General features: G+C 40.2%; 11 protein-coding genes. 7 read left to right on the top strand and 4 right to left on the bottom strand.

The genetic code is table 11. The features are described from left to right. Positions 1-19: 19 nt before the first annotated feature. The gene (locus EHQ70_RS11550; RefSeq protein ID WP_135586544.1) at positions 20-1,114 is read right to left on the bottom strand and encodes a DegT/DnrJ/EryC1/StrS family aminotransferase; all 1,095 of its coding nucleotides are present in this window, start codon (positions 1,112-1,114) and stop codon (positions 20-22) included. 133 nt (positions 1,115-1,247) lie between these two features. On the opposite strand from EHQ70_RS11550, the gene EHQ70_RS11545 reads away from it, so the two are divergent. The 3 genes from EHQ70_RS11545 to EHQ70_RS11535 are packed head-to-tail and all read left to right on the top strand — an operon-like array spanning position 1,248 to position 7,150. Continuing rightward, a complete protein-coding gene (locus tag EHQ70_RS11545; protein WP_135587195.1) occupies positions 1,248-2,522 on the top strand; it encodes a valine--pyruvate transaminase in 1,275 nt (424 codons plus the stop codon). Beyond that, on the top strand, positions 2,519-4,837 hold the full coding sequence (locus EHQ70_RS11540; protein WP_135586542.1) for a hypothetical protein: 2,319 nt from the start codon (positions 2,519-2,521) through the stop codon (positions 4,835-4,837). The genes EHQ70_RS11545 and EHQ70_RS11540 overlap by 4 nt, the downstream gene beginning before the upstream one ends. A 48-nt stretch (positions 4,838-4,885) precedes the next feature. Further along, a complete protein-coding gene (locus EHQ70_RS11535) occupies positions 4,886-7,150 on the top strand; it encodes an arginine/lysine/ornithine decarboxylase (RefSeq protein ID WP_135586540.1) in 2,265 nt (754 codons plus the stop codon). A gap of 63 nt (positions 7,151-7,213) precedes the next feature. Here the strand turns inward: EHQ70_RS11535 and EHQ70_RS11530 are convergent, their stop codons facing one another. Then, positions 7,214-7,855: a hypothetical protein gene (locus EHQ70_RS11530; RefSeq protein WP_135586538.1), complete on the bottom strand. Its 642-nt coding sequence runs from the start codon at positions 7,853-7,855 to the stop codon at positions 7,214-7,216. On the opposite strand from EHQ70_RS11530, the gene EHQ70_RS11525 reads away from it, so the two are divergent. Next, complete coding sequence (locus EHQ70_RS11525; RefSeq protein WP_135586536.1) at positions 7,854-8,888, top strand: sodium:calcium antiporter; 1,035 nt, start codon at positions 7,854-7,856, stop codon at positions 8,886-8,888. The two genes, EHQ70_RS11530 and EHQ70_RS11525, sit on opposite strands and share 2 nt — an antisense overlap. Here the strand turns inward: EHQ70_RS11525 and dprA are convergent. Next, the gene (dprA, locus tag EHQ70_RS11520) at positions 8,878-9,804 is read right to left on the bottom strand and encodes a DNA-processing protein DprA (protein ID WP_135586534.1); all 927 of its coding nucleotides are present in this window, start codon (positions 9,802-9,804) and stop codon (positions 8,878-8,880) included. The genes EHQ70_RS11525 and dprA overlap by 11 nt on opposite strands. A gap of 11 nt (positions 9,805-9,815) precedes the next feature. Then, positions 9,816-10,733 carry a tetratricopeptide repeat protein gene (locus EHQ70_RS11515; RefSeq protein WP_135586532.1) on the bottom strand — a complete coding sequence of 306 codons (918 nt, stop codon included), beginning with the start codon at positions 10,731-10,733 and terminating at the stop codon, positions 9,816-9,818. 50 nt (positions 10,734-10,783) lie between these two features. On the opposite strand from EHQ70_RS11515, the gene EHQ70_RS11510 reads away from it, so the two are divergent. From EHQ70_RS11510 to EHQ70_RS11500, 3 genes are read left to right on the top strand one after another with little or no spacing between them, the layout of a single operon-like run. After that, the gene (locus EHQ70_RS11510) at positions 10,784-11,212 is read left to right on the top strand and encodes a GNAT family N-acetyltransferase (protein ID WP_135586530.1); all 429 of its coding nucleotides are present in this window, start codon (positions 10,784-10,786) and stop codon (positions 11,210-11,212) included. Continuing rightward, positions 11,209-11,982, top strand: a complete 774-nt coding sequence (locus EHQ70_RS11505; RefSeq protein WP_135586529.1) for an SDR family NAD(P)-dependent oxidoreductase — start codon at positions 11,209-11,211, stop codon at positions 11,980-11,982. The genes EHQ70_RS11510 and EHQ70_RS11505 overlap by 4 nt, the downstream gene beginning before the upstream one ends. A 1-nt stretch (position 11,983) precedes the next feature. Then, entirely contained in the window at positions 11,984-13,315 is a 1,332-nt protein-coding gene (locus EHQ70_RS11500) for a DUF445 family protein (protein WP_135586527.1), read from the top strand.

Raw genomic sequence — 13,315 nt, 5'->3', positions numbered from 1 at the left:
AATAAAGCGATGGAGCCAATCAATAGATTCGTCGGATGGCAGTGGCAATCCGTTGCACGTTGTCTTTTGTTAGGTTAGGGTAAATAGGAATACAATGCCCTCTTTGGTATAGGCGTTCCGCGTTTGGAAATTCCAAATGATTTTCTTCCAAAACACGGTGCAGAGGTTCCTCTACAGTTTTTTGTGTTCCGATATGGATGGATTTAAAATACCTTTGGATCTCTTCGTAGTTTTGTCCCGAAACAACAATCGGAAATCTTTGAAATGTATCTTCCGTGGAATTTTGGAAATAGGTTTCTAATCTAGAATTTTGAACCGCTTGTAAATAGGCAGATGCAATTTTTTTCTTACGTTCTAAAATCACACCCAGTTTTGAAAGTTGTTCAATTCCAAGAGCCGCTTGGTAATCAACCAAATTGTAATCATACTTTGGTTCACCAAAGTTACGTTTGGCGGATGATCCAGTTTTGTATGATTTGATCGAGTTTGATAAGGAAACTTCAGAAGTGATGATCATCGCACCGTTACCAGTGGTGATGATGTTTTCTGCACTGAGTCCACAGATCGCAATTTTGGATTGTTTGCCAACGGAGATTGTTTCGGAAGTGGCACCAATGGCTTCGGTAAAGTCTTCCACCACTTCCAATCCTTCGATGGAATAATCACTGAGTCGAATCAGAGACCCAAAACTATGATCGAAAAGAGCGAATCTCGCACCTGACTCATTTTTTTTACGAAGGAATTCTTCAGGGCATGGATGGAAGGAATTTCTTTTTAGATCCACAAGCACTGGCTTTGCTTGTAAAAGAAAAATAGCATCCAAGGCAGAAATCGGAGCGTAACTAGAAAGTAAAACGGTATCTCCCGCTTTCACACCTAATGCAAGTAATGCTAAGTGATATGCCGATGTGAGGGAATTAGAAGAAATGGCATGTTTGATTTTGAAGGTGTGGCAAAACGTTTTTTCAAATCTTTCTACGATTTCACCGTTTGAAAGGTGTTCGTCCACAAGGCATTCTAAAACACCTTTCAAATCTTCCCGAGAAAGGGTTGGCTTAAAAAATTCGATATCTTTTTCTTTTCGAACTGGTCTTTGTATTGTTTCGGTGCTCATCCAACAGCACTCCTATATATTATGTCACTTAAATAGCCGATTTCCGTATTATGTCACTTCATTTTTCGAAATGCGAACATAATTTTAGGAATTCATTGGAAAAATGGTTCAGGCGGGAGTGGGTCTCGTGAATATGACCCCCATGATGGATTCTCCCTCTTCCCTTTGGGCCAACCGCCTTCGCCAAAACCAAGGAATCCGTTCCCTGATGGAAGATTTGGGCCAAGTGACAGGCCACCCAGACGAAATTCTCCTTGGAGGAGGAAATCCAGCCCACATTCCAGAAGCAGAAGAAATTTTTGCCGAGTGTTTTCGCGAACTCGCTAGGGATCCAAAACTCGGATCCCTCCTTGGAGATTACCAGGCTCCCATTGGGAATGATCGCTTTCGTTCCCTAGCTGCAGAGTATCTATCTCCTCACTTAGGTGCTCATCTGACAAAAGATAACATCGCTTTTTTTAATGGCAGCCAAAATGCGTATTCATATTTACTCAATATTCATTCTGGAAAAATGACTGACGGGAGTTTTAAAAAAATCCTTTTGCCGATAGTTCCAGAATACATTGGTTATGCGGACCAATCCATCGAACCAAATGCTTTTCTGGCAACAAAACCAGAGGTGATTTACACAGGGAAACATCGCTTTCGATATGGATTGAATAAAAATGATTTTGATTTATCTCAAGTTGGTTGTGTGGCCGTGTCTCGTCCCACAAATCCCACAGGAAATATTTTGGCAAATGCTGACATCGAATGGATGGAAGAAAAAACGAAAAAACAAAATCTTCCACTCCTCGTTGATTTGGCTTATGGAAATCCTTTTCCCAATTTGATTGGTTCGGAAGAACCGATCCATTACAAGGAAGGCAGGACTCTTTCACTCAGTTTCTCCAAAATTGGACTACCGGGTGTGCGTTTGGGGATCATCGTATCGAATCCAGAAACTATCGAAACGCTATCTTCTTATGCTGCTGTAGGGAATCTTGCCGTAGGAAACCTAGGTGTTTATATGATGGACATTCTCTTTCGTAAGGACATCCTTCCCAACCTCGCAAAAAACATCTTACGTCCGTTTTATGATAAAAAAAGAGAACTAGCGATTGCCATTTTTGAATCGGAATTCCAAAAACAGGGAATCGAATATGAAATCCATGATCCAATGGGTGGATTTTTTCTTTGGATTCGTTTTCCTAATCTTTCTGTATCCAACCACAAACTTTATCACCTTTGTAAAGATAAACGGCTCTTCATTGTTTCAGGACATTATTTCTTTCCGGGATTAAACACTGATTTTTCGCATACACAAGATTGCATACGTTTGACATATTGTCGTCCAGAAGAAGAATTAGCCAGGGGAGCCCATATCCTTTCAGAAATTGTGGCTTCTCACCAGGCGAAATCCAAATGAGCGAAGACAGCATTGATCTATCAGACACAGTCGTCGAGAACCCCTCGTCCAAAGAGGAAAGTTCTTTTGATAGACCATCCGCACAGTCTTACATTTTTTTATCTGACTCTGTTGGTAGCCTCACACCCACAGCACGTTGTATCTTAGATGAACTCAAAGACTGGCACAAACGTGTAGAAAAACACGGCAGTAAAGAAAAACACGCATCTTACTTAATGACCGTGGACAAACTTCCGGAAGCACTCGGTAAGTATACAAACCTTGGTGCCCAAGGTCGTTCCGAAAATTCTATCTACCATGCACTCCGTCAAATTTTAGACATAGACCATCGTGGCCAAAATAGAGCAGCCTATGCCTATCCTTATCTCATTCGTACTGGTAGCAAAATCTCTTCTAAAATTGCTCTCGTGGCTCCGCAAAACGAAAACAAAACGGACACTCAACCTTATAGACAGGCATGTTTTCGTTTTTCACAAGAACTCATCAAAGTGTTACTCGAGAACCGTGGCAAAAAAGGAAGGAACTGGGACGATGAAAATCCAGGCACTCTCCTCTTACAAAAAAACAAAGAAGGGAACACTTGGTTGTATCCAAAACTTGGTTCTCTCGAAGCAGAAATTTCATCACTGGTTCGAAAGGGATTTGGAAATTTACCTTACATCCCTATGCCAGATTTTCTCCAAGACTTCACTGCTTTTGCAAGAGAACAAAATTTAGCACTCTCGATTCTTACTGACTATCATATTGTCATCGATGAACTGAACATCCTACCCGATGGAAGTTTCAAACGATTGCCAGAAGTTGTGAACCAAATTCTTGCTCACATGAATGGATTGGAACATTTTACAAAAGACCAACTCACAAAACTTGCAAAAGATGCGAAGTATGAATCTTTCCTGGCAACTTTTAGCGATTATATATCCAAACCAAAATTTTCTTCCGCTGATTCTAAAATGAATCCAGAAGAAGAAGTGAAAAAGTTTTTATCGATCATCGAAAACTTTCCTTATCCCACAGAAAAAGGAAACAAATCACTTTCGATCAAAGAAACCATCGATCTAAGTGTCAAAATTTTAAAACGGCTTTCGGAAGAAAAAGGATCTGTTCTTACGCGTAAGGATGATAATATTTATGGCACTGTTAAAAATGCTGTTATCTCTCGAATCCCAGAACATACAAAAAACCATAACACATTACTCCGAATTGATTTTGAAGAAGAAGTAGCAAAGGCAGGAATTACTTCGGAAGAGAAAGCAAACGAATACATCAAACGTTTGAAAGACGATGTATTTTCTGATCATTCCTATCATGAAGAAAAACTTCCCGATGGAAGGTCAGTTTATTATGTAGTGGATCATGGTTATATGGCTGCGGTCATCCACAAACTAGCATTTGAAGGTAGAACCAATCCCGAGTATAAAAAACAATTGGGATATGCAAAAATCATCAATCATAAACTATCCAATCCCAAACATCCAGAACTCAATAACAAACTAAAACCCGAGTTAATCGCCAAACTGAATGCCGATGTCAAAAACATGGAAGTGGAAGAATTGGAGCGCGAACGTTCCAATGAAATTCGTTCTAGATTCAATGTAGTTCCCGGAATTTTAGCATTTATTGTTAGTACAATGATCTTTATCACGGGAGCATATTACCTTCGTTCGGCGATGCCTATTTTTTTTGGTGTGCCCTTTTCTGTAGTGATTGGATTTATGGCCGCCATCTACTTCCGAGAAAAATCTACAGAAGAGATCAGAGAAGATATCAAAAATTCTGGAAAGTTTTCTGGAGTCGGCGATTGGGGAAAACCAACTTACAATTCAGGTTCCACTTCTTCCTATGAAGATGAAGCAGAAACAAACAAAAAAGAAGAAAAACTTTCTCATATCTACAAAGCCGCAGATAACTTCGTATTTCCCAAACGATTCAACAAAATCACCGACAAAGTTTTGGATCCTAAGTCCTTACGTTCACGGATCTACGAAAACTTGGACAATATCAAACGCAACAACATGACTCTTGGAAAAGAAAAGGATGACGACAAAGTGGCTTCCACCGTAGAATACGCCGTTTTGCAGTCAGTTTCCACAATCCTCATTCCAGACGATGTTGCCATTCGGGATCTTCCGAACACAATTCTCATCAACCGCAATGATATGAAATCCGCACTCTTTCGTGGCCAACTTGCTGACCACTACAGAGAAGAAATGAACAAAAAGAAGTTCGATAAAAAATTAGTAAAATACTACACCTATCTCATCAACACAGTTGAGATGGAGTATTATAAATACCTTCCGAAAAAACGAGTCTAGAAACTAAAATCATTTGATTCCCTACGGGTCACTCCTCCTATGGAGTTGATGTATCAAAACGGTATCGTACAATTTCCTATCATCATCATCGATGAAGATTTTCGTTCCGAAAATGCCAGTGGTCTTGGCATTCGAGCTATTGCAAAGGCCCTAGAAGGTGAAGGGATTGAGGTGCTGGGAGTTACCAGTTACGGAGATTTAACAAGTTTTGTGCAACAACAGAGTCGGGCTTGTGGATTCATCCTCTCCATCGACGATGAAGAGTTCACTCCAGAAACAGAGGGTGAAGTTCCGGATGCTCTCCGCCAACTCAAAGATTTTGTTACGCAAGTGCGTCATCGAAACGCCGACATACCGTTGTTTCTTTATGGGGAAACAAGAACTAGTCGCCATATCCCCAACAGTATTTTAAAAGAATTACATGGCTTCATTCATATGTTTGAAGACACACCTGAGTTTATGGCTCGAGCGATTCATAGAGAAGTAAAATCTTACTTAGATAGTTTACCTCCTCCTTTTTTTCGTGCCTTAACTCAATACGCACATGATGGAAGTTATAGTTGGCACTGCCCTGGTCACTCGGGTGGAGTTGCCTTTTTAAAAAGTCCTGTAGGCCAAATGTTTCACCAATTTTTTGGTGAGAACATGCTTCGAGCTGACGTTTGTAATGCGGTAGATGAACTCGGACAACTTCTCGACCATACTGGCCCCATTTCTGCCAGCGAAAGAAACGCAGCACGGATTTTTCAATGTGATAGTTTGTATTTTGTGACGAACGGAACATCTACTTCCAATAAAATTGTTTGGCATAGTACAGTAGCACCAGGTGACGTTGTGATTGTTGATCGAAACTGCCATAAAAGTATCCTTCATGCCATTACAATGACGGGAGCCATTCCGGTATTTCTTATGCCAACGAGAAATCACTTTGGAATCATTGGACCCATTCCTAAATCCGAATTCAAATGGGAAAACATTCAGAAAAAAATCGCAGAACATCCATTTGCCAAACACGTGAAAGGAAATCCACGAATCCTCACCATCACACAAAGTACTTATGATGGAATTTTATACAATGTGGAAGACATCAAATCTGAGTTAGATGGTAAAATTTCGACTCTCCACTTTGATGAAGCTTGGCTTCCACATGCATCCTTTCATAGATTCTATGCAGGAATGCATGCCATTGGATCAGACAGACCTCGTCCGAAAGAAAGTATGATCTTTGCCACTCAGTCCACACACAAACTTCTTGCCGGTCTTTCCCAAGCAAGCCAGATCCTTGTGCAAAACAGTGAAAAAGAAACTTTGGATAGAAACCTATTCAACGAAGCCTTTTTAATGCATACAAGTACAAGTCCACAATACGCGATCATTGCTTCTTGTGATGTGGCAGCGGCTATGATGGAAGCTCCTGGTGGAAATGCCCTTGTGGAAGAATCCATTGAAGAGGCCCTCGATTTCCGGCGCGCCATGCGGAAAGTGGATTTAGAACTCGAAGAAGATTGGTGGTTTAGTGTTTGGGGACCGGAAGCTCTTATTGAAGAAGGTGCTGGTGAAAGGGACGAATGGATTCTGAAAGCCAATGACCGTTGGCACGGGTTTGGTGACATTGCAGAAGGATTCAATATGTTGGATCCGATCAAAGCAACGGTTATCACTCCTGGTATGAGTGTGGAAGGAGAATTTGCTGATTGGGGAATCCCAGCTCTCATTCTCACCAAATACTTAGCAGAACACGGAATCATCGTCGAAAAAACAGGACTTTATAGTTTCTTTATCATGTTCACCATTGGAATCACCAAAGGTAGATGGAACACAATGGTAACCGAATTACAACAGTTCAAAGATGATTATGATTCGAACCAACCACTTTGGCGTGTGATGCCAAAATTTGCTACTACGTATCCAAAGTATGATCGAATTGGACTTAGAGATCTTTGCCAATCCATGCATGAAGTGTATCGGGCAAACAACATTTCTCACCTAACAACAGAGATGTATCTTAGTCCGATGATTCCTGCAATGAAACCTTCGGAAGCATTTTCTAAAATGGCACACCGTGACATTGAACGTGTTCCGATTGATGAATTAGAAGGAAGGATTACTTCTGTGTTATTAACACCCTATCCTCCAGGAATTCCACTTCTGATTCCGGGGGAAAAGTTCAACATGACCATCATTCGTTACTTACAATTTGCACGTGAGTTCAACTCGAAGTTCCCAGGTTTTGAAACAGATATCCACGGTCTCGTGGAAGAAAAATCAGAATCAGGACACGTGACTTATTATATAGATTGTGTATCCGAATAAAAAAAATTCTAAATGAACCAATACCAGGAAGGCAAAAACCACTTGGTATTGGTACTCAGATCTTCACTCCCATTCAATCATCTTCACAACATCTTTCAAACAGTCTTCCCTCATTCCTTGGTCATGTTTTAAAGCCGGCAATCCAGAATACCATTTTCCATCCGGGTATTTCAAATCCACCCAATAGGAAAAAAGTGTGGTCTCACCATTGTTGTTTTTAATCTCTATGTTTAGTAGTTTTAAATCGGAAACACCCGTTTCTTTATAAAACACTTCCCCATTCCGAGTGCGAATCCGAATTTTTTTGGGAACTACTTCATAGGTGATTCCTTTTTTTTCTTCTCGTTTTTGTTTTAGTTCCCAAGAATCAATCCGCACCGAATCCAGTTCGTTCACATTCAGCTTTTTTTTGTATAAAATTCCGTCTTTAGAATGTTCGAAGGCCATCGACTGACTTCCGCTAGATGACTCGCCGCGAACGGTTCTTCCATCGCAAAGGGTGAGATTCAGGACTTTCGATTCAGATGTATCTTTGTCTCCACGGGCATTTCTTGGTTCTTTGGATTCTTCTAAGGGAATGGAAGGAAGGTTTGGTTCCTTGGGCAATCGTGGTTCTCCGAGTACCGGAGAAAAAAATCCGAGGGTCCCTACCCAAAGAAAGAGTCGCAGTCGGATGAAGTTTTCCATATTCTGACCTTTATCCATGGATGCATTTCTTACTGCAACTTTTCAAACCCTTCCCTTACCAGTTCTTTTACTCATCATCGTTGGTTCCATCCTCGTTTTGGGCAAAGCCGCTGATGTACTAGTCGATGAGGCAGTTTCCCTTTCCGCAAGGTGGGGAGTTCCCAAGATGATCATTGGGGCCACCATTGTGAGTTTAGGTACAACCCTTCCCGAAGTTTCGGTTTCTGTCCTTTCTGCTTTGGATGGAAATCCTGGAATTGCGCTCGGAAATGCCGTTGGTTCCATCATCTGTGATACAGGACTGATTCTGGGAATTGCTATCTTAATTTCTCCACCTGACATTGACAAACGACTCGTGAATCGCCAAGGTTGGATCCAAGTCCTTTCTGGATTTTTACTTGTGTTTGCAGCCCTTCCTTGGTCCAACCTAACTTCTGTTTTTTCAACTGGTGGCCGAATTGATCAAGGAACTGGATTTGTATTTTTACTACTTCTTGCTGTTTATATTTATTTAAGCATTCGTTGGTCTCGTTCGAAACCAGGGGAAGTGGAAGCAGGAATTGACGCTACAACAGAATATGACGAATCCCCTTTTTGGATTATTTTCTTAAAACTTTTAGCTGCCATTAGTTTGGTGATCCTATCTTCGAAAGTTTTAATCCCTTCTGTCCAAGAAACAGCCGTTCGTCTATCGATTCCAGACTCTATCATTGGGGCGACACTCGTTGCTTTTGGAACTTCTCTTCCTGAACTAGTGACTGCCATCCAAGCTTCTCGTCGCGGACATTCCGAACTTGCTGTTGGTAACATCATTGGAGCCGATATTTTGAATGTTCTTTTTGTTTCGGGTGCTGCCGCGGCCGTTACAAGAAATGGCCTTGAAGCTCCCGTTAGTTTTTTTACATTCTACTTCCCTTCGATGCTCATCGTTCTCGTGCTTTTTCGTTTAGGAATTGTTTTTTCTAAAGATAAAATCAAACGACCATTTGGTGTTTTTTTACTCTTCATTTATATCATAGCAACACTCGCTGGATTTGTTTTTAAAGGGTAAAATCTAAATCCCAACCACCATCTCTTCGAATTCCAGAAGGGATGGTTCGTTTTTCGTTCCATTCTTCATAACTCATTTCGATACCCAGCAATTCCAATTCTTCTTTTTTGATTTCCATTTCGCCGAATAACTTTTGTGCACCCTGTCGGATGAGTAACTTTCCGCCTTCGTTATCAAATTGTTTAGGATGATCAAAAACAAAAATCTCACGGTTTTGTTCCATAGCACTGTAAGCAGTCGAAATGGTTCCTGACTTTCGCCCGGACTCCATAATGTAGATCCTTTCTGCAAGACCAGAAATAACTCGATTTCGTTTAGGAAAAGTCCATTTGGCAGGTTCCGTTTTTAATAAAAATTCAGTCAGTAAAAGTTGGTTTGGATCTTCTTTGATTCGTTTATAAAGGTCTCGGTTTCCTGGTGGGTATTCCATTCCTAAAGTGGTTCCGAGGACTCCAATCACGGGAACTCCGTTGTCCAAAGCAGAAAGAAAAGCCTTACGGTCAATTCCAAGTGCCATACCGGACACAATCGCCAAATTCTTGTTTACCGATAGTTGTTTGACTAATTGGTCCGTGGCAGAAACAGAAACTGGTGAGGATTTTCTTGTTCCTACAATCGCGACCAAATGAAACTGTAATAACTGGAGATTTCCCAAACAGGCAAAAACAAAAGGAGGATCATAAATTTCTTTTAAATTCTTCGGGTAACCTGGATCAAAAAAACTAATCAGTTTCCAATTTGGATCTTTTGTTTTTTCCCATTGGATACATTCATCCAAACATTGGTTCCAAAAGTTCTCTTCAAAATAATTGGGGAGAGCTGTATATAGTTCCGAAAACTGAGTGAAATTACGCCAAATCTTTGTTCTACGAAGAAAGGACGAAATCCGCGGGTGACCCAAAATCGAAACTACCACAATTTATGAGGTCAATTTGATTTGTTTTGGGCCGCCAATTGGTTTAAATTTTTAATGACATTTCGATAAGAAGAATTTTCTTCCAAAGATTCGCGGATGGTCCCTTTTTCTTTCATCTCTTCTAAAATCGATTTGATTCGAGTATATTCATCATAGGCCAAATTTGATTTTCCCACTTGGTATAAAAAATTAGCCTTAGCAAACCTAGTTGGAACATTATACGGTTCTTTGCGAAGGATTTGATCTAAAAGTGAAAATGCATTTTCTACTTCATCATAACCGTTAGAAAGTTTTCCATTCCATGCCTCATCCTTCAAAGAAGAATCGAAATAAATGAGAGCCAACTGAAATGGAAACCGAGAATCTTCTTTGTCCAATTTTGATAATTGTTTGAATAACCCAATTGCGCGATTTCGTCTGACCGGTTCCCAACCCATATCTTTCGAGGCATTGGCATAAGCAACAGCAGTTTCATATAACAACTGCTTATCTAACTTACCGGACTGGATGGCTTTTTCAAAAAATGGTAAAGCCGATTCATAGGAATGGATTTCAAATCCACCTTGTTTGGAATTGGGAAGATTTTCTGCAATGGACTCTTCATAATAACGGACACCCAAATCAGAAGAACCAGCACGCATATAAGCACGTGCAATTTTCCAAGAAAGGGCTGCTGATTGGTTGGACTTTTGGACCATTTTACGAATCCGTTTTTCCATCTCTTCAATTTCAGCCTCTTCCAAAGCCAACTTTTCTTTCCAATTGACGATGTCTTTTTCGGAAGGCAGTTCCCCGCCAATTCGTTTGCGGTATTTGGATTCGGTAAGTGACTTGAGATAGTCACAGCCGATCAAACTAAAGCCAAGCAGGAAGAATAGAAAGCCCAGTGGCAATGAAACCAAAGAAAACCTGCTGTTTTTTGTGCCCATCAGTTCGATTTTAGTTTCTTTCTTTTGGATGAAAAGAAAAAAATGTGATTATGTCTCATAGTTTTCGCAGGTTGGGTGAATCAGATCTTGCCCTCCTCCTCCACTGGGAATCCCTTTGTTTTCCGGGAGAGGAGTGGACAGAAAAAATGATCCAAACCCATCTAGAATTCCATGTGGCTTTTGGTTTGGGGAATCCAGAACCACAGTGTTATGCTCTCGTTTGTGAAACACCTTGGGAGATCGAAATCTTTCGGATCGCTACACTTCCCAACTATCGGAAGTTAGGTTTGGCAAAGCAACTAGTGATGGCTCTATTCCAAGAATTTCCTAAAAAAGAGTTTTTTTTAGAAGTTAAAGAATCCAACACGGCTGCGATTACACTTTACCAGTCTGTTGGTTTTATAGAATTAGAGAGACGTAAAAAATACTATCCGGACGGATCCACTGCCGTCTTGATGAAGAGGAATCCAACTGAATGAAAAATGCATATGTCACCGGCGCATCCCAAGGAATTGGTAAAGAATTTGTTCGAGCCCTCTCGAAAGACTATAACGTCTTTTTAATTTCTCGCACAGAATCCGATTTAAAAAAAGTAATTTTAGAACTAGAACCAAAATCCAGAGGGATCTTAAAATATTTCGCATTGGATCTTACCAAAAAAAAAGATGTAGAAGAACTAGCAGAGATCATCGCTAAAGATAAAGATGCAGAACTCGTTGTAAACAATGCCGGGTTTGGAACTGTGGGTGAGTTTGCAACATTACCACTCGATAAAGAACTAGATGAAGTGAATTTGAATGTAAAAACTTTAGTGCATTTAAGCCACGTAGCACTGGGTAGATTCAAAAAAAACAAAAAAGGTTATTTGATTAATGTAGCATCTATTGCTGGTTATTTGCCAGCACCAGGTAGTGCCATTTATGCCGCCACCAAAGCATTTGTTAAATCGTTTACAGAATCCATCCACGAAGAAGCCAAACCACATGGAGTTTATGTACAAGCACTTTGTCCCGGACTCACTCATTCCGACTTCCACCAAAGAGCAGGTATCAACAAATCAAAATACCCATCTTTTATGTGGCAAGATGCAAGTGTTGTAGTGGAAGAATCTTTGGATGCACTTCGTTACAACCAAGCAGTATGTATCACCGGTTCCTTCAACCAAGGTGCCGTTACAATTTCAGAACTCATCCCGCGCGGTTTCTTACGAAAGTTAAGCGGTAAATATTTAAAACTAGAAGAGGATTAGGATGGACGTTGCTAAATTAGACGCCTGGTATCGTAGACTACTTGTAATTTTCTCCATCATTGGTGGGGGTTTTCAACTCTACTACGAAGGTAATGTTTGGGTCAATGCTGTCTTTGTGATTCTTATGGCCGGAATGGTGGGATACTTCACAAATTTCCTTGCAATCAAAATGTTATTTCAACCTAAACATGGTAAGGTGCTTGGATGGTCAGGTCTTGTTCCTAAAAACAAATCTAAAATTGCCAAGTCTTTAGGGGAAAGTATCCAAAGCAATTTACTTCATCCCGATATTATTTTAACATATATCTATGAACGAAACCTAGTAGAAACTGGGATCCAAAAAATTGTCAAAGAAATTGATGAGGCCATCCACAACGTAGAAATCAGAACCATGCTTGTGACCAAAATCATTTCTATGTTAAAGGAAAGAGGGCCAGAAATTTTAGAAGTTATCTTTGATTTTTCAGAAGAAACCATGAAAAAGATGGCGGAACGTCCAGAAGAAGTTCAAAAACTCTGGGATTATACAAAAGAACGCCTAACATATTATCTAACAGAAGAAACCAATCGTGAGGAGCTAGGAAAACAACTTCGCGTGGTACTTCTAGAAGAGATGCCAAAACTTGCGAATTTACTCAACGAAGGTTTAGAAGAGTATTTAAAAACAAGAAGTACACTTGGTAAAATTGGAATCGGCGTAAAAAAGATTTTTTCTTTTAACGAAGAAGCCATTCGTGAACTTTTAGAACGATTTGTTAAAGATCCAGAAACCTCCGACCAGTTTATGAAGATGATGGATGAGATGATGGCTGGTCTCCAAGAACGATTGAATTCAAAAGAAACACAAGAATTCATCACAGGAAAAATTTCCAATTGGTTGGAAGCCAGTGGCGACTATGCAAGACAAAATCTATTGCCATCGGGAATCGAAAGACTACAAGCTTATTTAGATGATCCGAACAACTGGGAAGAAATTGAAAAAAACTTCTTTCGTGCTGTAGATTGGGTCAAAAAACGCCTTCTTGAATTTATGAATAGCGAAGAGGGAAAAATTTATCTCAAAACTAATATTGAAAAATTTGTTCACAATATCAATGTAACCGCCCTTGTCGAAGAACGAGTGATGGCTCTTGACACCGATGATTTAGAAAAAATGATTTTGGATAACACGGGTGGAAATCTAGTCGTAATACAATTCTTAGGTGGTGTTTTGGGAATGATTGCCGGACTCATCCAAGTTCATATTTATTTTGCTGTACCTGTGGGAGCACTCGTTTTAATCACCTACATTGCACATTACAGAAACCAAAAACGGATTCCCTCTGAGGGATAA

The organism is Leptospira congkakensis (assembly GCF_004770265.1).
Taxonomy (GTDB): Bacteria; Spirochaetota; Leptospiria; order Leptospirales; family Leptospiraceae; genus Leptospira_A; species Leptospira_A congkakensis.
Note: the sequence above shows the minus strand (reverse complement) of the source record. Positions and strands in the feature narration are given on the sequence as shown.

Coding starts and splice junctions, on each gene's coding strand:
- EHQ70_RS11550 (WP_135586544.1), bottom strand. CDS start 1,114: ATGAGCACCGAAACAATACAAAGACCAGTTCGAAAAGAAAAAGATATC.
- EHQ70_RS11545 (WP_135587195.1), top strand. CDS start 1,248: ATGACCCCCATGATGGATTCTCCCTCTTCCCTTTGGGCCAACCGCCTT.
- EHQ70_RS11540 (WP_135586542.1), top strand. CDS start 2,519: ATGAGCGAAGACAGCATTGATCTATCAGACACAGTCGTCGAGAACCCC.
- EHQ70_RS11535 (WP_135586540.1), top strand. CDS start 4,886: ATGTATCAAAACGGTATCGTACAATTTCCTATCATCATCATCGATGAA.
- EHQ70_RS11525 (WP_135586536.1), top strand. CDS start 7,854: ATGGATGCATTTCTTACTGCAACTTTTCAAACCCTTCCCTTACCAGTT.
- EHQ70_RS11530 (WP_135586538.1), bottom strand. CDS start 7,855: ATGGATAAAGGTCAGAATATGGAAAACTTCATCCGACTGCGACTCTTT.
- EHQ70_RS11515 (WP_135586532.1), bottom strand. CDS start 10,733: ATGGGCACAAAAAACAGCAGGTTTTCTTTGGTTTCATTGCCACTGGGC.
- EHQ70_RS11510 (WP_135586530.1), top strand. CDS start 10,784: ATGTCTCATAGTTTTCGCAGGTTGGGTGAATCAGATCTTGCCCTCCTC.
- EHQ70_RS11505 (WP_135586529.1), top strand. CDS start 11,209: ATGAAAAATGCATATGTCACCGGCGCATCCCAAGGAATTGGTAAAGAA.
- EHQ70_RS11500 (WP_135586527.1), top strand. CDS start 11,984: ATGGACGTTGCTAAATTAGACGCCTGGTATCGTAGACTACTTGTAATT.